General features: G+C 46.4%; 17 protein-coding genes, 12 tRNA genes and 2 rRNA genes. 1 reads left to right on the top strand and 30 read right to left on the bottom strand.

The window, feature by feature from the left end; all coding sequences use genetic code 11:
* Positions 1–117: 117 nt before the first annotated feature.
* From ON01_RS02470 to ON01_RS02400, 15 genes are all read right to left on the bottom strand, one after another.
* A 23S ribosomal RNA gene (locus ON01_RS02470) occupies positions 118–3,043 on the bottom strand.
* Between the two features lie 194 nt (positions 3,044–3,237).
* Positions 3,238–4,803, bottom strand: a 16S ribosomal RNA gene (locus ON01_RS02465).
* The 16S and 23S rRNA genes sit together here with 12 tRNA genes alongside, the layout of an rRNA operon.
* Before the next feature lie 165 nt (positions 4,804–4,968).
* Positions 4,969–5,042, bottom strand: a tRNA-Ile gene (locus tag ON01_RS02460).
* A gap of 5 nt (positions 5,043–5,047) precedes the next feature.
* Positions 5,048–5,121 (bottom strand) — tRNA-Gly (locus ON01_RS02455).
* 33 nt (positions 5,122–5,154) lie between these two features.
* A tRNA-Pro gene (locus tag ON01_RS02450) sits at positions 5,155–5,231 on the bottom strand.
* A 6-nt stretch (positions 5,232–5,237) separates the two neighbouring features.
* Positions 5,238–5,314, bottom strand: a tRNA-Arg gene (locus ON01_RS02445).
* A 56-nt stretch (positions 5,315–5,370) separates the two neighbouring features.
* Positions 5,371–5,454 (bottom strand) — tRNA-Leu (locus ON01_RS02440).
* Positions 5,455–5,508: 54 nt separating this feature from the next.
* A tRNA-Leu gene (locus ON01_RS02435) sits at positions 5,509–5,590 on the bottom strand.
* 6 nt (positions 5,591–5,596) lie between these two features.
* Positions 5,597–5,672, bottom strand: a tRNA-Lys gene (locus ON01_RS02430).
* Positions 5,673–5,740: 68 nt separating this feature from the next.
* Positions 5,741–5,815: transfer RNA gene (locus ON01_RS02425), tRNA-Gln, on the bottom strand.
* Positions 5,816–5,820: 5 nt separating this feature from the next.
* Positions 5,821–5,897: transfer RNA gene (locus tag ON01_RS02420), tRNA-Asp, on the bottom strand.
* A 28-nt stretch (positions 5,898–5,925) separates the two neighbouring features.
* Positions 5,926–5,997: transfer RNA gene (locus tag ON01_RS02415), tRNA-Glu, on the bottom strand.
* A gap of 6 nt (positions 5,998–6,003) precedes the next feature.
* Positions 6,004–6,094, bottom strand: a tRNA-Ser gene (locus ON01_RS02410).
* A gap of 6 nt (positions 6,095–6,100) precedes the next feature.
* Positions 6,101–6,175: transfer RNA gene (locus tag ON01_RS02405), tRNA-Asn, on the bottom strand.
* A 313-nt stretch (positions 6,176–6,488) separates the two neighbouring features.
* Entirely contained in the window at positions 6,489–6,953 is a 465-nt protein-coding gene (locus tag ON01_RS02400; protein ID WP_010529421.1) for a SprT family protein, read from the bottom strand.
* 197 nt (positions 6,954–7,150) lie between these two features.
* Here ON01_RS02400 and ON01_RS02395 point away from each other — a divergent pair, with 197 nt between their 5' ends.
* Entirely contained in the window at positions 7,151–8,593 is a 1,443-nt protein-coding gene (locus ON01_RS02395; RefSeq protein WP_175284922.1) for a catalase, read from the top strand.
* A gap of 38 nt (positions 8,594–8,631) precedes the next feature.
* Here ON01_RS02395 and ON01_RS02390 read toward each other — a convergent pair whose 3' ends face one another.
* From ON01_RS02390 to acpS, 15 genes are all read right to left on the bottom strand, one after another.
* Complete coding sequence (locus ON01_RS02390; protein WP_050901092.1) at positions 8,632–10,836, bottom strand: Tex family protein; 2,205 nt, start codon at positions 10,834–10,836, stop codon at positions 8,632–8,634.
* Between the two features lie 136 nt (positions 10,837–10,972).
* Entirely contained in the window at positions 10,973–11,572 is a 600-nt protein-coding gene (locus tag ON01_RS02385; RefSeq protein WP_010529418.1) for a SpoIIE family protein phosphatase, read from the bottom strand.
* Positions 11,569–12,360: an RNA polymerase sigma factor SigB gene (gene sigB, locus ON01_RS02380; protein WP_010529417.1), complete on the bottom strand. Its 792-nt coding sequence runs from the start codon at positions 12,358–12,360 to the stop codon at positions 11,569–11,571. The genes ON01_RS02385 and sigB overlap by 4 nt, the downstream gene beginning before the upstream one ends.
* A complete protein-coding gene (rsbW, locus tag ON01_RS02375) occupies positions 12,332–12,808 on the bottom strand; it encodes an anti-sigma B factor RsbW (RefSeq protein WP_010529416.1) in 477 nt (158 codons plus the stop codon). Before rsbW ends, sigB begins: the two co-directional genes overlap by 29 nt.
* Entirely contained in the window at positions 12,808–13,140 is a 333-nt protein-coding gene (locus ON01_RS02370; RefSeq protein WP_010529415.1) for an STAS domain-containing protein, read from the bottom strand. The genes rsbW and ON01_RS02370 overlap by 1 nt, the downstream gene beginning before the upstream one ends.
* 79 nt (positions 13,141–13,219) lie before the next feature.
* A complete protein-coding gene (locus ON01_RS02365; RefSeq protein ID WP_010529414.1) occupies positions 13,220–14,230 on the bottom strand; it encodes a PP2C family protein-serine/threonine phosphatase in 1,011 nt (336 codons plus the stop codon).
* Between the two features lie 184 nt (positions 14,231–14,414).
* Complete coding sequence (locus ON01_RS02360) at positions 14,415–14,816, bottom strand: anti-sigma regulatory factor (RefSeq protein WP_010529413.1); 402 nt, start codon at positions 14,814–14,816, stop codon at positions 14,415–14,417.
* Positions 14,817–14,818: 2 nt separating this feature from the next.
* Positions 14,819–15,175: an STAS domain-containing protein gene (locus tag ON01_RS02355; protein ID WP_010529412.1), complete on the bottom strand. Its 357-nt coding sequence runs from the start codon at positions 15,173–15,175 to the stop codon at positions 14,819–14,821.
* Between the two features lie 4 nt (positions 15,176–15,179).
* Positions 15,180–16,049: an RsbT co-antagonist protein RsbRA gene (locus ON01_RS02350; RefSeq protein WP_010529411.1), complete on the bottom strand. Its 870-nt coding sequence runs from the start codon at positions 16,047–16,049 to the stop codon at positions 15,180–15,182.
* A gap of 174 nt (positions 16,050–16,223) precedes the next feature.
* Positions 16,224–16,583 carry a type II toxin-antitoxin system PemK/MazF family toxin gene (locus ON01_RS02345; RefSeq protein ID WP_010529410.1) on the bottom strand — a complete coding sequence of 120 codons (360 nt, stop codon included), beginning with the start codon at positions 16,581–16,583 and terminating at the stop codon, positions 16,224–16,226.
* 5 nt (positions 16,584–16,588) lie between these two features.
* A complete protein-coding gene (locus ON01_RS02340; protein ID WP_010529409.1) occupies positions 16,589–16,876 on the bottom strand; it encodes a CopG family ribbon-helix-helix protein in 288 nt (95 codons plus the stop codon).
* A gap of 305 nt (positions 16,877–17,181) precedes the next feature.
* Complete coding sequence (gene alr, locus ON01_RS02335; RefSeq protein WP_010529408.1) at positions 17,182–18,306, bottom strand: alanine racemase; 1,125 nt, start codon at positions 18,304–18,306, stop codon at positions 17,182–17,184.
* 99 nt (positions 18,307–18,405) lie between these two features.
* Positions 18,406–19,422 carry a LolA family protein gene (locus ON01_RS02330; protein ID WP_010529407.1) on the bottom strand — a complete coding sequence of 339 codons (1,017 nt, stop codon included), beginning with the start codon at positions 19,420–19,422 and terminating at the stop codon, positions 18,406–18,408.
* Positions 19,423–19,490: 68 nt separating this feature from the next.
* Complete coding sequence (locus tag ON01_RS02325; protein ID WP_010529406.1) at positions 19,491–21,014, bottom strand: bifunctional ADP-dependent NAD(P)H-hydrate dehydratase/NAD(P)H-hydrate epimerase; 1,524 nt, start codon at positions 21,012–21,014, stop codon at positions 19,491–19,493.
* Between the two features lie 74 nt (positions 21,015–21,088).
* Positions 21,089–21,451 (bottom strand): holo-ACP synthase, encoded by a 363-nt coding sequence (acpS, locus tag ON01_RS02320; RefSeq protein ID WP_010529405.1) that lies wholly within the window; start codon positions 21,449–21,451, stop codon positions 21,089–21,091.
* Between the last annotated feature and the right edge of the window lie 3 nt (positions 21,452–21,454).

Raw genomic sequence — 21,454 nt, 5'->3', positions numbered from 1 at the left:
AAAGAGTTTTCTTTATCTTCTGCGGTTCAGTCCAGTCCGTACATCGCTAACCGGGCGCTTACGCTTTTGCTTTATACCCTGAAAACTAAATAAGAGCGCCATTCAATGTCAAGTAAGTTAGTTAAGTCCTCGATCGATTAGTATCCGTCAGCTCCACGTGTCACCACGCTTCCACCTCGGACCTATCTACCTCATCGTCTCTGAGGGATCTTACTCACTTGACGTGATGGGAAGTTTCATCTTGAGGGGGGCTTCATGCTTAGATGCTTTCAGCACTTATCCTGACCACACGTAGCTACCCAGCTGTGCTCCTGGCGGAACAACTGGTACACCAGCGGTGTGTCCATCCCGGTCCTCTCGTACTAAGGACAGCTCCTCTCAGACTTCCAATGCCCACGACGGATAGGGACCGAACTGTCTCACGACGTTCTGAACCCAGCTCGCGTACCGCTTTAATGGGCGAACAGCCCAACCCTTGGGACCGACTACAGCCCCAGGATGCGATGAGCCGACATCGAGGTGCCAAACCTCCCCGTCGATGTGAACTCTTGGGGGAGATAAGCCTGTTATCCCCGGGGTAGCTTTTATCCGTTGAGCGATGGCCCTTCCATGCGGAACCACCGGATCACTAAGCCCGACTTTCGTCCCTGCTCGACTTGTGAGTCTCGCAGTCAAGCTCCCTTCTGCCTTTGCACTCTGCGAATGATTTCCAACCATTCTGAGGGAACCTTTGGGCGCCTCCGTTACCTTTTGGGAGGCGACCGCCCCAGTCAAACTGCCCACCTGACACTGTCTCCGGACCGGCTAACGGTCCTGGGTTAGAATGTCCGTACAGCCAGGGTGGTATCCCACGGATGCCTCCACGTAAGCTGGCGCTCACGTTTCCACGGCTCCCACCTATCCTGTACAAGCTGTACCAACATTCAATATCAGGCTACAGTAAAGCTCCACGGGGTCTTTCCGTCCTGTCGCGGGTAATGCGCATCTTCACGCATAGTATAATTTCACCGGGTCTCTCGTTGAGACAGTGCCCAAGTCGTTGCACCTTTCGTGCGGGTCGGAACTTACCCGACAAGGAATTTCGCTACCTTAGGACCGTTATAGTTACGGCCGCCGTTTACTGGGGCTTCGGTTCGCCGCTTCGCGCCCGAAGGCGCTAACGCTTCCCCTTAACCTTCCAGCACCGGGCAGGTGTCAGCCCCTATACTTCGCCTTTCGGCTTCGCAGAGACCTGTGTTTTTGCTAAACAGTCGCTTGGGCCTATTCACTGCGGCTCAGACTCGGTCTGAGCACCCCTTCTCCCGAGGTTACGGGGTCATTTTGCCGAGTTCCTTAACGAGAGTTCTCCCGATCACCTTAGGATTCTCTCCTTGCCTGCCTGTGTCGGTTTGCGGTACGGGCACCTGTGAACTCACTAGAGGCTTTTCTTGGCAGTGTGGAATCAGGAACTTCGGTACTCATTTTCCCTCCCCGTCACAGCTCAGAAATCATCGGACGGATTTGCCTGTCCGACTTCCTCACTGCTTGGGCGCACCTATCCGACAGTGCGCTTTCCTTATCCTGCTGCGTCCCCCCATCGTTCAAACGCTCACGAGGTGGTACAGGAATATCTGCCTGTTGGCCATCGCCTACGCCTTTCGGCCTCGGCTTAGGTCCCGACTAACCCTGAGCGGACGAGCCTTCCTCAGGAAACCTTAGGCTTTCGGTGAAAGAGATTCTCACTCTTTTCTCGCTACTTATACCGGCATTCTCACTTCCAAACGCTCCACCAGTCCTCACGGTCTGACTTCGCTGCATTTGGAACGCTCTCCTACCATTGTTCGTCAGAACAATCCGCAGCTTCGGTGATACGTTTAGCCCCGGTACATTTTCGGCGCAGAGTCACTCGACCAGTGAGCTATTACGCACTCTTTAAATGATGGCTGCTTCTAAGCCAACATACTGGTTGTCTGGGCAACTCCACATCCTTTTCCACTTAACGTATACTTAGGGACCTTAGCTGGCGGTCTGGGCTGTTTCCCTTTCGACTATGAACCTTATCACCCATAGTCTGACTCCCAAGGCTTGCATCTCTGGCATTCGGAGTTTGACTGAATTCGGTAACCCGGTGAGGGCCCCTAGTCCAATCAGTGCTCTACCTCCAGCACGCATACCTTGAGGCTAGCCCTAAAGCTATTTCGGAGAGAACCAGCTATCTCCGTGTTCGATTGGCATTTCACCCCTACCCACACCTCATCCCCGCATTTTTCAGCATACGTGGGTTCGGGCCTCCAGTCAGTGTTACCTGACCTTCACCCTGGACATGGGTAGATCACACGGTTTCGGGTCTGCGACCATATACTCTTAACGCCCTCTTCAGACTCGCTTTCGCTGCGGCTCCGTGTCTGCCACTTAACCTTGCATATGATCGCAACTCGCCGGTCCATTCTACAAAAGGTACGCCGTCACCCATTAACGGGCTCCGACTACTTGTAGGCACACGGTTTCAGGTTCTCTTTCACTCCCCTTCCGGGGTGCTTTTCACCTTTCCCTCACGGTACTGGTTCACTATCGGTCACCAGGGAGTATTTAGCCTTGGGAGATGGTCCTCCCGGATTCCGACGGAATTCCTCGTGTTCCGCCGTACTCAGGATCCACTCCGGAGGAAACCTCTTTTCGACTACAGGGCTCTTACCTTCTGTGGCTGATCATTCCAGATCGATTCGTCTAAGACGTTTCTTGATAACTCCAATGGAGTGTCCTCCAACCCCGGAAAGCTCAGCTTTCCGGTTTGGGCTGCTTCCGTTTCGCTCGCCGCTACTCGGGAAATCGCATTTGCTTTCTTTTCCACCGGGTACTGAGATGTTTCAGTTCCCCGGGTCTGCCGCTTGTGCCCTATTGATTCAGACACAGGCGCTGCCCCATTACGGACAGCGGGTTGCCCCATTCGGAAATCCCCGGATCTCAGTCTACTTACGACTCCCCGGGGCATATCGGTGTTAGTCCCGTCCTTCTTCGGCTCCTGGTGCCAAGGCATTCACCGTGCGCCCTTCTTCACTTAACTAATTCATGCGTCCATCTGATGAACGCGTCTCGCTTATCGCATTGAATGTCTTTGCTCTTATTTAGTTTTCAAGGTACAACTGAGAGATTTGCTCCCTCAAAACTGAACCAAACAACCCAGTATGTTCCGTATAATCCAGCTCCGGCGCCTATCAAATTGATAAACAGGCGCCTACGCTTTCTCATAATCCTTAGAAAGGAGGTGATCCAGCCGCACCTTCCGATACGGCTACCTTGTTACGACTTCACCCCAATCATTGGCCCCACCTTCGGCGGCTGGCTCCCTAAGGTTACCTCACCGACTTCGGGTGTTGCCAACTCTCGTGGTGTGACGGGCGGTGTGTACAAGGCCCGGGAACGTATTCACCGCGGCATTCTGATCCGCGATTACTAGCGATTCCGGCTTCATACAGGCGAGTTGCAGCCTGCAATCCGAACTGGGAATGGTTTTATGGGATTTGCTTCACCTCACGGCTTCGCTGCCCTTTGTTCCATCCATTGTAGCACGTGTGTAGCCCAGGTCATAAGGGGCATGATGATTTGACGTCATCCCCGCCTTCCTCCGGTTTGTCACCGGCAGTCACCTTAGAGTGCCCAACTGAATGCTGGCAACTAAGATCAAGGGTTGCGCTCGTTACGGGACTTAACCCAACATCTCACGACACGAGCTGACGACAACCATGCACCACCTGTCACTCTGTCCCCGAAGGGAACACGGTATCTCTACCGCCATCAGAGGATGTCAAGACCTGGTAAGGTTCTTCGCGTTGCTTCGAATTAAACCACATGCTCCACCGCTTGTGCGGGCCCCCGTCAATTCTTTTGAGTTTCAGCCTTGCGGCCGTAATCCCCAGGCGGAGTGCTTAATGCGTTAACTTCAGCACAAAGGGGTGGAAACCCCCTAACACCTAGCACTCAACGTTTACGGCATGGACTACCAGGGTATCTAATCCTGTTCGCTACCCATGCTTTCGCACCTCAGCGTCAGTTACAGACCAGAGAGTCGCCTTCGCCACTGGTGTTCCTCCACATCTCTACGCATTTCACCGCTACACGTGGAATTCCACTCTCCTCTTCTGCACTCAAGTCCTCCAGTTTCCAATGACCGCCCGCGGTTGAGCCGCGGGATTTCACATCAGACTTAAAAGACCGCCTGCGTGCGCTTTACGCCCAATAATTCCGGACAACGCTTGCCCCCTACGTATTACCGCGGCTGCTGGCACGTAGTTAGCCGGGGCTTTCTGGTCAGGTACCGTCAAGGCGCTGCCCTCTTCGAGCAGCACGTGTTCTTCCCTGACAACAGAGCTTTACGATCCGAAAACCTTCATCACTCACGCGGCGTTGCACCGTCAGACTTTCGTCCATTGCGGATGATTCCCTACTGCTGCCTCCCGTAGGAGTCTGGGCCGTGTCTCAGTCCCAGTGTGGCCGATCACCCTCTCAGGTCGGCTACGCATCGTCGCCTTGGTAAGCTTTGACCTTACCAACTAACTAATGCGCCGCGGGCCCATCTGTAAGTGACAGCTAAAAGCCGCCTTTCAACACGGCGCCATGCGATGCTGTGTATTATCCGGTATTAGCCCCGGTTTCCCGGAGTTATCCCAGTCTTACAGGCAGGTTGCCCACGTGTTACTCACCCGTCCGCCGCTCGTTCCACAGGCGCTCGCCCCGAAGGGCGATTACCTGCTTCCCGCGCTCGACTTGCATGTATTAGGCACGCCGCCAGCGTTCGTCCTGAGCCAAGATCAAACTCTCCAATAAAGTTTGTTAGGAGATTGACACCGATCAATCTCTTTCATGGCTTTGCTTCAAAAATTGATACAGGGTTTCATTGGTCTTCTGCCAAAACCAAGTTCCGGCTTCCGACCTCTTACCTCTGACATCTTTGTCATACTGGTTGTTTTGTTCAGTTTTCAAGGAGCAAAATGGGCCTGGGTGGACTCGAACCACCGACCTCACGCTTATCAGGCGTGCGCTCTGACCGACTGAGCTACAGGCCCGCAAATGGAGCGGGTGATGGGAATCGAACCCACGACATCAGCTTGGAAGGCTGAGGTTTTACCACTAAACTACACCCGCAAAGATTACGTTAATAGCTTTATAAATTTTCGATGGTCGGGAAGACAGGATTTGAACCTGCGACCCCATGGTCCCAAACCATGTGCTCTGCCAAGCTGAGCTACTTCCCGTTAATATGGCGCGCCCGAGAGGAGTCGAACCCCTAACCTTCTGATCCGTAGTCAGACGCTCTATCCAATTGAGCTACGGGCGCTTTAAAGCGACATCTTTCAATATATCAGGAAAATGATGATTTGTCAACAATTTTTATGCGGCCGAGAGGACTTGAACCTCCACGGGATAAACTCCCACTAGGCCCTCAACCTAGCGCGTCTGCCATTCCGCCACGACCGCGTATTTAAGCAAAATAAAATGCCGTGAGTCCCACAGCAATATAAGTGATAAAAATGCGGATGGAGGGAGTCGAACCCCCACGTCGTAAGACACTAGATCCTGGGTCTAGCGCGTCTGCCAATTCCGCCACATCCGCAACGAGTGGTGAGCCATGGAGGATTCGAACCTCCGACCCTCTGATTAAAAGTCAGATGCTCTGCCAGCTGAGCTAATGGCTCATGTTCAGTTATAAGGAGTTTTGCCTAAATATATGGATACTCTTTTTCAAGTTATCTTGCACAGAAAATGGCTGGGCTAGCTGGATTCGAACCAGCGAATCACGGGATCAAAACCCGATGCCTTACCGCTTGGCTATAGCCCAACGAATGGCGGTCCGGACGGGACTCGAACCCGCGACCTCCTGCGTGACAGGCAGGCATTCTAACCAGCTGAACTACCGGACCCAACCGTTTTAGTTGAAAAAGCAAGGAATGACCCGTACGGGACTCGAACCCGTGTTACCGCCGTGAAAGGGCGGTGTCTTAACCGCTTGACCAACGGGCCATGAAATGGCGGAGAAGGAGGGATTTGAACCCTCGCGCCGTTCACACGACCTACACCCTTAGCAGGGGCGCCTCTTCAGCCACTTGAGTACTTCTCCAGATAATGGCTCCACAGGCAGGACTCGAACCTGCGACGGATCGGTTAACAGCCGATTGCTCTACCACTGAGCTACTGTGGAATATTCCGAAATGAACAACTTAAAAGTACGCTTTTTAAAGGAAGTATAAGCCAACATGCTTGTCCTAAACCACATCAGTCTGGTGATGCGCACTCTTTAAATCACATCACATCATTAAAGTGCAGTTTAACTGCGACGAAAAATATAATACAACAGATAAGCATCAATGTCAACATCATTCACGAAAGTTTTTTGAGAGCTGTTGCATCAAAATTTCTGTCTGTATATCCTCATTTATTAAGGCTTACTTAATTTAACATGCGAGATAGCTTTCGTCAACATCTCTGACAGCCATTTATTAAACAAATCATTTTCAGCCTTTTTTATTGTCTCTAACCAATTCCCCTCTGCATTTTCCACAGCGGTATTTGGCCAGGTTCACTCTGCGGACACGCCGGTATACATGGCCGCAATTTTTGCATATGTAAATATGCTTGAAGCGCTTTTCAGCTGATGGCAGCGGTGAACAATGCCTGGGCGACCCGGTCGCCTTTAGAAGGTTTTTGAAATCCCTGTCACCATGTCTGAACCCTTTTCCTTCTACATGAAGGTGATAATGACACAGCTCATGCTTAATAATACCAATAAGCTCCTCATCGTCAAACTCAGATGTATATTTAGGATTCATTTCGATCGTTCGTTTAGCGGGAATATACCGTCCGCCGGTTGTTCTGAGCCGGTGATTATAAATTGCATTATCATAAAAAGGTTTGCCGAAAAACCTCATTGATATCTCATGCACAATTTCATTTAGATCTTTTTCATCTAGCAGACTCATGAATATCATCCTCACAGGCTAATCAATAATATTCTACCACAGCCTTAGCAGATATTAAATGACCGTTTTGCTGAACCGCTTATTTACAATAATTTTAAATAAAGATTGATTTTTGATAGATTTGTATTATAATAGATTATGTACAAAATGATTCTATAAGGAGAGGTGTTCAGGTAGTGAGTAACGAAAAGAAAAGAATGACTACTGCCTCTGGTGCTCCTGTAGGTGATAATCAGAATTCTATCACGGCAGGCGAAAGAGGTCCAACTTTAATTCAAGACGTTCACTTTTTAGAAAAAATGGCTCATTTTGACAGAGAACGTATTCCTGAACGTGTTGTTCATGCTAAGGGCTCAGGCGCATTCGGGTATTTCGAAGTAACAAACGATGAGATTTCCAAATATACAAAGGCTGACTTCCTCAGTGAAAAAGGAAAGCGCACAGAAATGTTTGCCCGTTTTTCAACGGTTGCCGGCGAACTGGGTGCTGCTGATACTGAACGAGATCCGCGCGGTTTCGCTTTGAAATTCTACACTGATGAAGGAAACTACGACCTGGTTGGCAATAACACACCTGTTTTCTTTGTCCGCGATGCCATGAAGTTCCCTGATTTTATCCATACACAAAAGCGCAATCCGCGTACAGGGTTGAAAGACAAAGATGCGGTCTGGGATTTCTGGTCATTATCACCGGAGTCACTCCATCAGATCACATATTTGCATGGTGACCGCGGGATTCCTGCAACTTACCGTCACATGAATGGGTATGGAAGCCATACCTATAAATGGGTGAATGATCAAGGTGAAGCGTTCTGGATAACATACAGCTTCATTAGTGATCAGGGTGTTAAAGGCCTTGATCCTGACGTGGCCGAAAAGCTTGCCGGTGAACAACCGGATTATCATCGGGAGGATTTATACAACGCCATTGAGAATGGTGACTATCCTTCCTGGACACTATACGTTCAAATCATTCCTTACGAGGATTATAAAACGTATAAATGGGATATTTTTGATATTACCAAAACAGTATCCAAAAAAGATTATCCACGTATCGAAGTTGGAAAAATGGTATTGAATCGCAACCCTGAGAATCACTTTGCTGATGTGGAACAGTCTGCGCTTTCACCAGCTAACTTGGTACCCGGAATTGAAACATCACCGGATAAAATGCTGCAAGGCCGTCTATTCAGTTATTCCGATACGCAACGTTACCGTTTGGGCGTCAATCACCAACAGATTCCGGTTAACCGTCCAAAAGTAGAAGTCAACCATTATCAGCGTGATGGTTATATGGCTGTTAACGGCAATGGCGGTGGAAAGCCGGTTTATGAACCAAACAGTGTGGATGGACCAGTTGAAGATTCGGCATCAAAAGTAAGTCCATTTGAAGTTGAAGGTGTTGCAGACAGCGTAGCCTATGACAGTCAAGATCATTATACACAGCCAGGTGATCTTTATCGTCTGATGAGTGAAGATGAAAAATCCCGTCTTGTGAAAAACTTCGCTGATCATATGCGTCAGGTTACACGTGATGACATTAAACTGCGTCAAATCGAGCATTTCTATAAAGCTGATCCTGAATGGGGAGAGCGGGTTGCCGAAGAATTAGGCTTATCCGTTCCAGCAAGTGTTAAATAATCGAATATAATAAAAAAGCTGATGATCTTGAATGATCATCAGCTTTTTTTGCTTTCAACCATCGAAAGGGCAATACGTCCTTTGTCAATATCGACATTTTCCACCCATACAGTGACGACATCACCGACCGAGGAGATATCCATTGGGTGTTTGACAAATTGATTGGACATTTTGGAGATATGAACCAGTCCATCCTGTTTCACGCCAATATCAACAAATACGCCGAAATCAACAACATTGCGGACAGTTCCCTGCATTTCCATGCCGGGCTGTAAATCTTGCATCGATAAAACATTTTGTTTCAGCAGCGGTTTTGGTAGATCGTCACGCGGATCACGTTCAGGCCGGCTCAATGCTGCAATAATATCTCTCAGAGTCGGCTCACCAATGTCCAATTCATCCGCCATATCTTTCACATTCACTGTCTCCAGTTTTTCACGAAGTTGATCGCTTCCGACATCTCCCATATCACATCCAACCACTTTCAACAGCTGTTCGACTTGATCATAGTTTTCAGGGTGGATCGGAGTCCGGTCAAGCGGATTTTCACCCTCGACAACGCGCAAAAAGCCAATTCCCTGCTCATAGGTTTTATCGCCCAGGCGCGGAATTTTCTTAAGCTGCTTCCGGTTGATGAACTTTCCATCTTCATTCCGTTTTGTAACGATATTATTGGCAACTGTTTTGCTTAAACCGGCAACATACTGCAATAATGAAGGTGAGGCCGTGTTGACATTGACCCCGACCTGGTTAACAGCGGTTTCCACCACAAAGGTCAGGGATTCGTTCAGTGCCTTCTGGCTGACATCATGCTGGTACTGACCGACACCGATCGATTTCGGGTCAATTTTGACAAGTTCAGCCAATGGATCCTGCACCCTTCTGGCAATCGATGCAGCACTTCGCTCCTCTACCTGTAGATCCGGGAACTCCTCCCGGGCCAGCTTGGATGCAGAATACACACTCGCTCCAGCTTCGTTGACAATAATATATGGAACATCCAAGGAATGCTTTCCGATCACATCGGAAATGAATTGTTCGGTCTCCCTTGAAGCTGTCCCATTTCCGATAGCAATAAGCTCCACACTGAATTGATTGATAAACTCCAGAACAATTCGCTCGGAACCAGCTGTATCTTTCTTTGGTGGTGTCGGATACATAACATCCACTTTGTGTACTTTGCCTGTTTCGTCAACGACAGCCAGTTTGCATCCTGTCCGGTATGCCGGATCCACACCAAGCACCATTTTTCCTTTTAACGGCGGTTGGAGCAACAGGTTTTTTAGATTCCTGGAAAACACTTCAATCGACTGCTCTTCTGCTTTTTCCGTTAAGCTGCTTCGGATTTCCCGTTCCACAGCTGGCTGGATCAGCCGCTTGAAACTGTCTTCGATTGCTTCCTTAAGTATGCCTGCCGTTTCTTGATTTGCCTTATTTGTAACGACTTTACGGTGCAAATACGCCAGTATCCGCTCGGTCGGCGGCTCAACCGAAACTTTCAGCACATCCTCTTTTTCGCCACGGTTTAAAGCTAAAATACGATGCGAGACCATTGAACGAACAGCTTCATCATATGCATAGTACATTTCATAGATACCTTTTTCGTCTTTGTCGGTGTCTTTACCTTCTGCATGCACCATGCCTCGCTTAAATGTCTCCCCGCGAATGTAATCACGATATTCCGGATCGTCTGAAATCCATTCAGCAATAATATCATTAACACCCATAAGTACATCTTCAATTGTATTCAATTCATGTTCCTCTGATAAGAAATCTTTTGCTACTCCATAAACATCGCTCGTCTCTTGCTCCCACACACGTATTGCCAAAGGTTCCAGCCCTTTTTCCTTCGCTTTTGCAGCCCTGGTTCGGCGCTTCTGTTTGTATGGCCTGTATAAATCCTCCACTCGCTGCAATTGTGTGGCCACTGTGATCGCTTGCTGCAGTTCTTCGGAGAGCTTTCCCTGTTCATCGATCAGACGGATGACTTCTTCTTTTCGCTCAGCCAGATTCACAGCATATTGCCACTTATCCTGAATCAGTTTGATCTGAACCTCGTCCAATCCGCCTGTTGCTTCTTTCCGGTAACGTGCAATGAATGGTACTGTGTTGCCTTCATCCATTAAGGCAATTACTTTTTTCACCGTAGCAGGCTTCACGTCTGTTTCATTTGCTACCCATTGTTCCAGTTCAGTTGTCACATTCGTTCCTCCTCGTTCAGCTGACAATCCTTTATGTAACATCTTCATTCTATTAGAAAACTTGGCTTTTCGCCAAGCGTTTATGGCGAAAGCCTAAGTTGCACTTATACAGTAAGAAAGTAGTAACTGTCCAAAAAGCCCGCAAAAGAAAAAAAGACCGGCCGATTCCAAGCCGATCTTAGCCTTGATAATTTATCGCGATTAATGTTGTATCATCTGTTCTTGTTACACTATCTGTATAATCGGCAAACATCTGAACAACCTGATACACATCTTTGTTCAATAAAAACCACTGTGATAAATCCTTATCAGTGACGCCATCAGAAAATAAAATAAATCGCGCTGCATGCTCAAGTCCGTCCGTCACAACCTTAAATGGTCTGTGATAACCGGCCAGATAACCGGTATTTGGAATGTTACGCTTCTTCCGTCCATTCTCATTAATGGCTAAAACACCGATATTTCCAATCGACGAAAATGTATATTGATGCGCCCGGAAGTCGATTCTCAAAATACCAATGACTGCTCCGCGCTTTCCTGACAGTTTCTGATTGCATTCTTTGATCAGCTGCTCAACAGTTGCATCAATGTTATCCTTTATAACACCGATCACAACCTCAGAAGACTCTTTTGCTAATTCGCCGCTGCCCAATCCATCCGCAAGAGCACAAATATATTCATTTTCAGTTTCTGTGTAGAAATAGCTGTCACCGCAATAATACCGATTCTTTTTTGCCTTCTGGAAGACAGCTGTTTCTACTTTATTGTGTTCCCTCAATCGAGAATCTCCGTACTTTCATTCTGGAGTGCCTCGCGGAGTTTTCGAAGTGAACGGCGCTGCAATCTTGAAACATGCATCTGCGAAATCCCGAGCCTTTCCCCAGTTTCTTTTTGGCTCATGTGTTCAAAATAAGTGCAACGCAAAATTTCCTGTTCGCGCTCGGACAGGACAGGAAGTATTTTTTCCAGCAGCATCCGCTGATCGACATTGTCATATCCGCTGTCACTGTTGCCGACCAAATCCAAAATGGCGACAGTGCTGCCTTCAGAATCGGCTTCAATTTTTCTGTCGACGGACAGCGCTTTATAGCTTTTACCCATCTCCATCGTTTCAAGTATTTCCTCTTCAGAGACATTTAAATAATCCGCAATTTCCGGAACGGTCGGCGAATCCTGGTTTTCCGTCGTCAGCTCGTCCGCAGCTTTCCTGATTTTTGGACCTAATTCCTTAATCCGCCGCGGTACATGGACACTCCAAGTCTTATCACGGATGAACCGTTTAATTTCACCAATAATCGTCGGTATGGCGAATGACTCAAATGATTTGCCAAATGATGTATCATACCGTCTTACAGCAGCAATCAGACCAATCATGCCCACTTGGGTCAGGTCTTCATGTATACTGCTGTTTTTTGAATACTTTCTGGCGATGGATTCAACCAGATCCGAGTAAGCCAGTACAATCGTTTCCTGAAGTGCCTCATTTTCCGGGTCTTTCTGGAGGTCTTCGATGCATTGATAAATTTCGTCCTGATTCTTATTGGGTTGTTGAGATTTGGTCGTCATCAAGACCCACCTCTGCTTTATGAAGGTACTTCGTCATTAGAACGACAACACCATGATTGTTATTAATTTCTACTTTATCCATTAATGCATCAATCAGGAAAAGGCCAAAGCCGCCCTCGGACAAATTTTCGACAGACTCTGTACCCTCGTAAGGTCCGATCCCCTCCTTTATTTCACTGAGATCAAAACTGTCTCCGTGATCGGATACCATAACCTCCAGTCGGTCATCATACACACCAAACCCGATTGTTACTTCGCCGTTGTCCTCTTGATAATAGGCGTGATCGACAACATTTGTAATCGCCTCGGAAATAGCTACCTTCAAATCCTCAATTGCTTCATATGCAAAACCCTGCCGGTTCGCAATCCCGGAAACGCTGAGCCGTACAACACCAACATACTCTGCTTGGGCAGGTACTTTCATTTCCACAAAATCAAATTTTTCCATTATTCATTTCCACCTCGAATTGCAGTATCAATCGTGATTAATTCATCAAGGCCTGTGATCCGGAATAATCGTAAAACGCGATCCTGCAAATCAACCAAACGCATATCACTGTCGTTTTCATTCGTTGACTTTAACGCACTGATAAATATCCCCAGGCCCGTACTGTCCATATAGTGTACATCTTCCATATTAATTTCTGTCTGATGCCCTTCTTTTTTTGTCAGCGGCAATAAATTTTCTTTCAGCTTCGGCGCGGTATAGGCATCAATTTCACCTGAAAGTTTTACAACAGATTTCTCGTTCCCTTCTGCAACATCAATGTTCAAATTCATCTATATCCTCCTATACAGCGCTTTTCCGCCGTGTGATTTTCTATACGTATTATTGTCCAATTCCCAAAATAAATAACGGTTAAACCTCTTTTCGCAAAACAATCAGTGTAAAGTCATCACGTAACTGAAAGTTCTGCATCCGTTCAAAATGTTTATACACTTTATTTACCATTTCCTGGGCCGGTAAATCGGCGTATTGTTTAATGACTCCCAATACTTCATCTGTTTCTATAAAACGGTCGCCTTGTCTGCATTCCGTCACACCGTCCGTCAGCAAGATGACCATATCACCTTTATCAATCGTGCGCTCATATTCCCGATAATCAGTATCAGGGGTTACACCAAGTACCAGTCCCTTTGCTTTTATTTCCTCAAATGTTTTCGTTGCGGCATCGTAATGAAAACCAGGCTCATGGCCGGCAGACGCATACCACAATTTATTTTCATACGGAAGAAATTGCGCATAAAACATGGTAATAAACATACTGGAGTCGACGTTTCGTTCAACGACCCGATTTAAGTTTTTCAATATTGTTTTAGGGCTCATAGTTGCTTCAGGAAGGCTGTCCATGGAGTATTTAATCATTGACATGCATAATGCTGCGGGTATCCCCTTACCAATGACATCAGCCACAGCTATTCCCAGTGAATCATCTTCGCCCTTAAGAAAATGGTAATAATCACCGCTCATTTGGTGTGCCGGGACACTGACAACACCTATATCCAAACCGTCGACTTCAGGTTTCGTCGTTGTCAGAAGGGTATCCTGCATGTTTGCCGCTACGGCAATTTCTGATTTCAGCTCCGATTGTTCCTCCCTTAAGGAACGGTATTCCTGGTGAGCAATTCCGTAAGAAATCATCACTTCCAGCAAGAAATTCATGGAATCCTGAAAATGATCCGGTGAATCCGGGTATAACTCTGCCATTGCCCGGATATGAAGGTTAATAATCTCTTCAGGCGGAACATTGTCTTTTATAAACGCTTTGCTGAGTTGTTCAGCACCGTAGAGTGATTGTTCATCTCGTATTTGAATGTAGTGTTTTAGTAGATTGCGGTAATTGTGGATCTCTGTATTCAGCGTTTCCATTCAACTCGCCCCCTAAAGATAAACAGCAAAAGAAGTGAGCGCCAACATACGTTCCCCCATTTTGCTGACAATTTCTTTTCTATTTTATCCTGCCTTCACGAGCAGTAGAACCCCCCTTCTTTAAAAACGTCAGGAAAAAGATAAGGTGAGCGGGGGAAAACTGCCCGTCAATGTCCGATTCTGTTTATCTTAGCCATTTTATCACCCTGATTTCAGTCCCTTTCTCTTCTTCTGATTGAATATCAAATTGATCAACCAGACGTTTCACACCCGGGAGTCCTGCTCCAAGACCACCGGATGTGGAATACCCATCCTCCATCACCCGGCTAATATTTTGTATTCCGGGACCGGTATCGAGCGATATGACACATATTCCCTTACGGTCCGTTTCATCCGTAATCTCAAAACATATCTTCCCGCTGTCTGCATATAAATATATATTACGGGCAAGCTCTGATATAGCAGTGGCAAGACGGGCCTGGTCCACTGTGCCAAACCCGATTTCACGCGCCCGGTCTCTTCCAAGCTGACGCGCTTTAACAATATCCCACTCTTGTTTAATGTCTACACAAAATTTGGGAGCCATACTTAGTCCCCCAATTCCTGGTGTAATTTAATCAGTCCTTGTTCCAAGTTTAATGCAGTTGGCACATCCTTCAAATGTACACCCAGGTCAATCAGTGTGACGGCAACTGCGGGCTGAATTCCGGTCAAAACAACTTTAGCCCCCATCAGGTCTGACATTGTTACGACATCACCCAAAACTTTTGCAATAAAAGAATCAATGATCTCCACCGAGGTCAAGTCAATAACAACGCCTGTTGAGCCTGTTTGATGTATTTTGCCCAACAGGTCCTCCTGAAACTGTATAGCCGTGTTATCATCAATCTCTGTCTGAATCGAAATAAGCAAATAATCGTGAAGTTTTAAAATAGGTATCCGCATGTTATCACTCCCTGCCAAGTGATTCAATCATTTGTTCAATCGAAGTGTCCTTCTCTTCCGTACTGATAATTTTACGGTCGGTCAGTTCAAGAGCTTTGATAAATCCTTTTCTCAACGAGCTTTTGGTCGGGAATTTACTCAAATCAATGCCAAGATTAACGATTGTCTGGGCTATTTCAGGGCGTATACCTACGAGGATACACGTTGACCCTACAAGACGGACCGCTTCAGCTGCCTGGATAATATGATGGGCAACCATCGTGTCTACAACCGGGACACCGGTTATATCAATTAAAACAACCTCAGAATTATGGTTCATAACGCCTTCGAGCAGATTTTCCATAATTAATTTGGCACGTTCCGTATCAATTGTTCCCACCAATGGCATAACAGTGATATTGTCCATCACCGGAATAAGCGGGGCGGATAACTCCTGAAGTGCCACGCGCTGCAGGGACAGGATGTTTTCCCAGTTCCCCGAGAACTCATTGACCAGCTGTCTGATCAGCGGTTCAATCCATTCATCGACACTCTGCAGCAGGTCGGAAATATAACTGGTATCAATTTGGTCAGATTGCTGCAGAATAAAGTCAATGCTTACCCGTCTGAACACCTGCAGGCCATCCGTTATGTAACTCACTTTCCATCCAAGGTTTATCAGCTTCTCGGAAAACTCCTTCAGCCGCTTTGTGTCGCCTTCATCTTTAATACTGCTGAAAATTATATTAACAAATTCTCGGTTAGTGCTTTCCAACAATTCGTCAGATACACTATCGGAGTAATTAAAACCATTCAGCATCTCAATCTCATCGATCCATTTCTGAATGATAACATCGCTGTTATCCAATAGAATCTTTCCGAACTTACTATCCATATTATCCTCCCACTATTTATCCACGAACCATAAACAGTTTTTCGAAAATTATATTCTACTCTCCCATGCTAATTTTTTATTTTACCACAAAATAAGTCAAAAATCGATGAAGTGAAACTTCATTTAGTTTACACAAAAAAGCATCCCTTCCTTCGATTAGAAAAAAGGGACACCCTATTGATCATACATTTCTTTTAGTCCAAGACTGATTTCCAATGCTTTATCAATCTTTTCCATCATATGCTTATCCAGCTTTGTGATTTTATCGGTCAACCGCTGCTTATCCAACGTTCTGATCTGTTCCAGCAATATAACCGAGTTACGGTCAAATCCGTACCGTTTCGCGTTTATCTCCACATGTGTCGGGAGCTTGGCCTTCTGAATCTGAGCAGTGATAGCAGCAACAATAACCGTTGGGCTGAAGCGGTTACCGATATCATTTTGCAGAATCAGTACCGGGCGTATCCCGCCTTGTTCTGACCCCACAACAGGGGATAAGTCGGCGAAATAAACTTCGCCTCTCTGAACGATCAAGTGCCTTACACCCCGATCACTGTGCGCTGCAAGTTGTTTTTCTCAGCTTCTTCTTCGGCCTGAAAAGCTTCTGAAGCGATTGTCAGATTAATATTAGCCATCTCCATATACCCTTGCTGCATCGATTCACGAAAATACTGGACATGCTCCTCTTTTTTATGCTCCAGATAATTTCTCGTTGCTTGACAGATGAAATCACTTAAATCACTATTTTCATACTTCATTAGTCCATCCACCTCGTTTAGCAGGTTCTGTGGTAATCTTACTGAAATTTCCTGTGAGCCCTCTGACAAAACCATACACCTCCGAAACTTGTAAGACGATCCTTATTGAATTCTTTTTCAATAATATCATTGTATTGAATGGTTTGCAAAGGCTTCTCGGAATTATTTTTTGGAGTACCTGTTTTCTTACAGGCATATTTTACCTGATTACAAGCTAGTATATACTGCTGAATTATCCTGTACACATGAAACGTGCTGAATCGGCTCCTGTTATTATCATATTGTTTCAGAACGCTATTATGCCCGCAAATTTTGACAGGGCTGTTTATTAAAATGCTGTTTGATATCGCTTGACGCTTTCAGCGGGCAACGCTTCAATCCGTTTTATAAATCCTTGGAACACGTTCAGATATCATGCACGGTATTTCATAATTGATTGTCTCTAATTTTTCTGCGATTTCATCGGTTTCAATTTCGTCATTACCCTGTTTTCCTATTAATGTTACCTTTGTTCCGACAGGATATGCCTTATCAAGTTTTATCATCGACTGATCCATCGTTATACGACCGACAATCGGCATTCTTTTTCCATCCACCAGAACGTCCATTCCCTGTAGTTTTCGGATCCAGCCATCAGCATAACCAATCGGTATCGTACCGATGTATTCTTCTTCTGTCGTTGTATAAGTGGCACCGTAGCTGATGGACTCGCCCGGGTCCATTTTTTTTACATGAACAAGCCTGCTGTGCAAGGAAAAGGCCGGCTCCAGATCAACCTCATATTCATCTTTTAGGACATCTGAGGGGTACAAACCATACATCGATATGCCAAACCGTATATAATGATACATCCGTTCAGGGAAGCGTATCGAGGCGGCACTATTGCCGATGTGAACTGTCACGGGTTCCTGCCAGATGGATTCAAACGTACTAAGAAATTGCTTGAATCGGGTGTGCTGCATTTCAAAATAATCAAACCCAGCAGCATCAGCCGTGGCAAAATGTGTGTAAACGCCGGTCAATTGAACCCTTGAGCAGCTGCGAATTTCTTCGGTAACATCCTTCAATTCCTCTTCTGTCCGCAAACCTACTCGCCCCATGCCAGTGTCCCATTTCATATGTACTTTCACCGGGGACGGAAGTGACAGTCTGTTCACATCACGAATCCATTCTTTTTGAAAACATGTTAGCGTAATGTCATGGTTTACTGCAGTCGGGACGTCCTCAGGCAACACCCTTCCGAATACCAAAATCGGTACTGTCATATTGGCTTCACGCAATATCAACGCTTCTTCCAGCAATGCTACCGCAAGCATCTTCGCACCCGACGACAGTGCTTTTTTAGCAACTTCCACTGCACCATGGCCGTATGCATCGGCCTTAACTACCGCTATAATCCCACAGCGACCTGGCAGTCTGTTTCGCATTTCATTAATGTTGTGGCTAATCGCTTCAAGGTCCACTTCAGCCCATGTACTCCGAAACATTTGATTACTCACAGAAATCCCCTCTTTATCATTTACTCTATATTTTACCGAAAAAAAGAAAAAATAAAAAGCAGACCCCCTCTCTACCAGAGTCTGCTTGCTACGTTTCAATTACTTCACTTCTTTACCTTTGACGGATTTTGCCACTTCGATTAATTGTTCCCTGGTTAATTCTTCACTCGCCAGGACAAAATTCTTTCCGTTACTGAACCATTCAATGGTGTTATCGGACAGGGCGCCTATGGCATGGCCCAAATTCACGATTTGCCCCTCTACCATCTTAGGAGCAGACATGGTTGGCATAACATTCTGTTTTTCCTGAACCAATGTGAAATTCTTCTCACCGGAGAAAGTCATGATAACCCGCTCACCATTTTCCGTTTCAACCTGTGACTCCTCAACGAGTTCAGATCCTGCCATGTTCCGCGGGTAAACAACACTGAATGTATCCGTATTGCCATCAGCGGAAGCTGTTTCTTCACCAGATTCCTCTGTCATGTATTTCTCCCTCGCGAAATCATCGTCTTCAAAAGTGGGGTCTGTATCAAATTCAGAGAAATTGACCTGTACCAGAGTATTTCGATCTTTATCAAGCACTTCTACCATTTCTGGCGTGTAGGAATTTTTATCAAAGTAAACTTTCTGGAATGGCAGGTTGTTGTTACTTTGGTAGTTTGTTTTGGTTTCAAAAATATAATAATCCTCGCTTACTTCGAACTCCGCTTCACTGTCTTTCAGAATATCGTTTACAAGTGATTGATAAAGGTACGGCTGGCTACCATTTTCCGGCCACTCTTTCTGAAACTTGAAGCTTTTATTCAATGCCGGTGACAGAACAAAAACCCCGTCTTCGTTTTTCAAAATGATCTGGCTTCCCTTATCATCCTGATCATTGTTAAGCTCCACGCGATACATATCTTTTTTCTTATGCCAGATATCTATATTATACTTCTGGTCCTCCTGTCCAGTGTTCATTGTCATTTCGGCCTTTGCTTTATACCCGTTCATGGATTCCAGGTTGGACTCCAATTTGTTCACAACATCCTCCTGGGATTGTTCACCACACGCAGATAAAGCAAAGATTAGGCCAAAGACAATCACAACCCAAATTCCAAACTTTTTTTTCATGGACATGTCTCCCTTGTCGCATTCAAACATTTTGCGGGCTGTTTATCCGACGAAGGGAAGGCTTGTTGTCACGGTAATGTCAGAAACGTACGATAGACATCTGTAATGCCTCTAATGACATCGGAAGCCATCAGATCATAGGCTGAATGTGACTCTTCAGTAAGCAGTTCAGCAGCCTTTCCATGTACGAAACAGGCATTGCATAACGCATCAGAAACAGTCTGGGGCTGCATGATCATTGCCAGCATGATTCCTGAAAGCACATCACCGCTTCCGCCTTTAGCCAGCCCCTGGTTCCCAGCTGTGCTGACTGTCTGCATGCCTTCAGGCGTTGTGATGATGGTAGACATCCCTTTGAGTACGACGTAAACCTGATATTTTTCAGCAAACATTTTTGTATAGGCAAACGGTGTCTTCAGCAGTTCCGGGACTGAAGTATCCAAGAGCATCGCCATCTCCCCCGGGTGCGGTGTCAGGACAACAGGACCTGATCGATCTTTAAGTCTTTCCAGCAGCGGTTTCAAATGGTGCAGACCGTCTGCATCCACAATCAGCGGGCACTGTGTTTCAACTGCCTGCTCCGTCAATTCACCGGCTTCTTCATGACGCCCCATTCCCATACCGAGAACGGTTGCATCAAAATGGTCAAAAGGGATGGCCGTCTGACCGTTCAAAAAGCCCCCTGTGTCCTCCAGCGTCAGGTATGTTGCTTCCATACAATGTGATGCAACTACCGGTATCACATTTTTAGGTGTAGCAACTGTCATCAGACCGGCGCCTGTTCGTAGTGCTGCATTAGACGTCATCGCAATCGAACCGGGCATTTCCGCACTGCCGCCGATGACCAGTCCGCGACCGTGGTTGCCTTTATGGGCGTTACATTTACGCTCCGGCATCGTCGCCTGAAAATCTTCAGGCATCCAGATCCTCCGTTGCACCTGATTTGCTGGCATGTGCTTTGGAAGCCCGATTGAAACCGCCGACCACTCCCCGTAATAAGCGGACGTGGATTCCAGAAATACACTCATCTTCGGGTATTCGGCGACGACTGTTTCATCGGCTTGTACCGCTTGAAAGTCCTCCATCCCTTCATCAGCCGGCAGTCCAGATGGAATATCTGCCGAAATGATATACGCAGCCAACTCATTCATAATGGGGACAATTTCATCGAGCGGCTCACGGAGCATTCCCTTTGTGCCAATCCCCAGTATGGCATCAATAATCACATCTGCTTCTTTCAAAATCACTTCGATTTCGGAAGGCTGACGGGTAACACGGACATTCCCTCCGCACCTGATGAATAAATTTTTGTGCAAAAGCGCATCACCGGTAACTTTCTCATTCGGCACAACCTGCACAACGACTGCTTCATAACCTTTATTCAACAGTGTTCTGGCAATCACGAACCCATAACCGCCATTGCTTCCGCTCCCGGCCAAAATTCGGATACGGTCCGTTTTGCCGATGCGCGTTTCAATCCTGTCTGCCATGGCCCTTCCTGCATTTTCCATTAACATTCTGCCATCAATACCTATGTCATGAATAGCCCCATGATCCATATCGTACATTTCTTCTGCGGTGACAATATACACGCAATTCCCTCCTGCCCGCACTAGAATATATGAGACAACCTTTTCAATTATGCAGAATCACCCGGCGAGTGTTTTCAGTCCTTTTCCTCGATAACAACCTCCGCTACTGCATAGTCCCTGCTGTGCGTAATGGATATAAAAATGTTCCAGTTTTCGTAGCCGGCAACATTCATCACCGGCGCACCATATGTATTCGCTGTCACTTCGATATTCTTGAAACTCAGTTTACCAATACCGCGGCCTGCCGCTTTTGAGAAAGCCTCCTTGGCAGCAAATCTGCCGGCAAGGTATTCAATCTGTCTCCGGTTATTTTTCAACGCATCAAAATCTATTTTTTCTGATTGTGTTAAAATCCTGCCGGCAAATCGGCTATTTCGCTGTATACTGTGCTGTATCCGATCTAATTCAATCAAATCAATTCCTATACCCTTTATCATAAA

The sequence above is a fragment of the Lentibacillus jeotgali genome (assembly GCF_000224785.1).
GTDB lineage: Bacteria > Bacillota > Bacilli > Bacillales > Amphibacillaceae > Lentibacillus > Lentibacillus jeotgali.
Note: the sequence above shows the minus strand (reverse complement) of the source record. Positions and strands in the feature narration are given on the sequence as shown.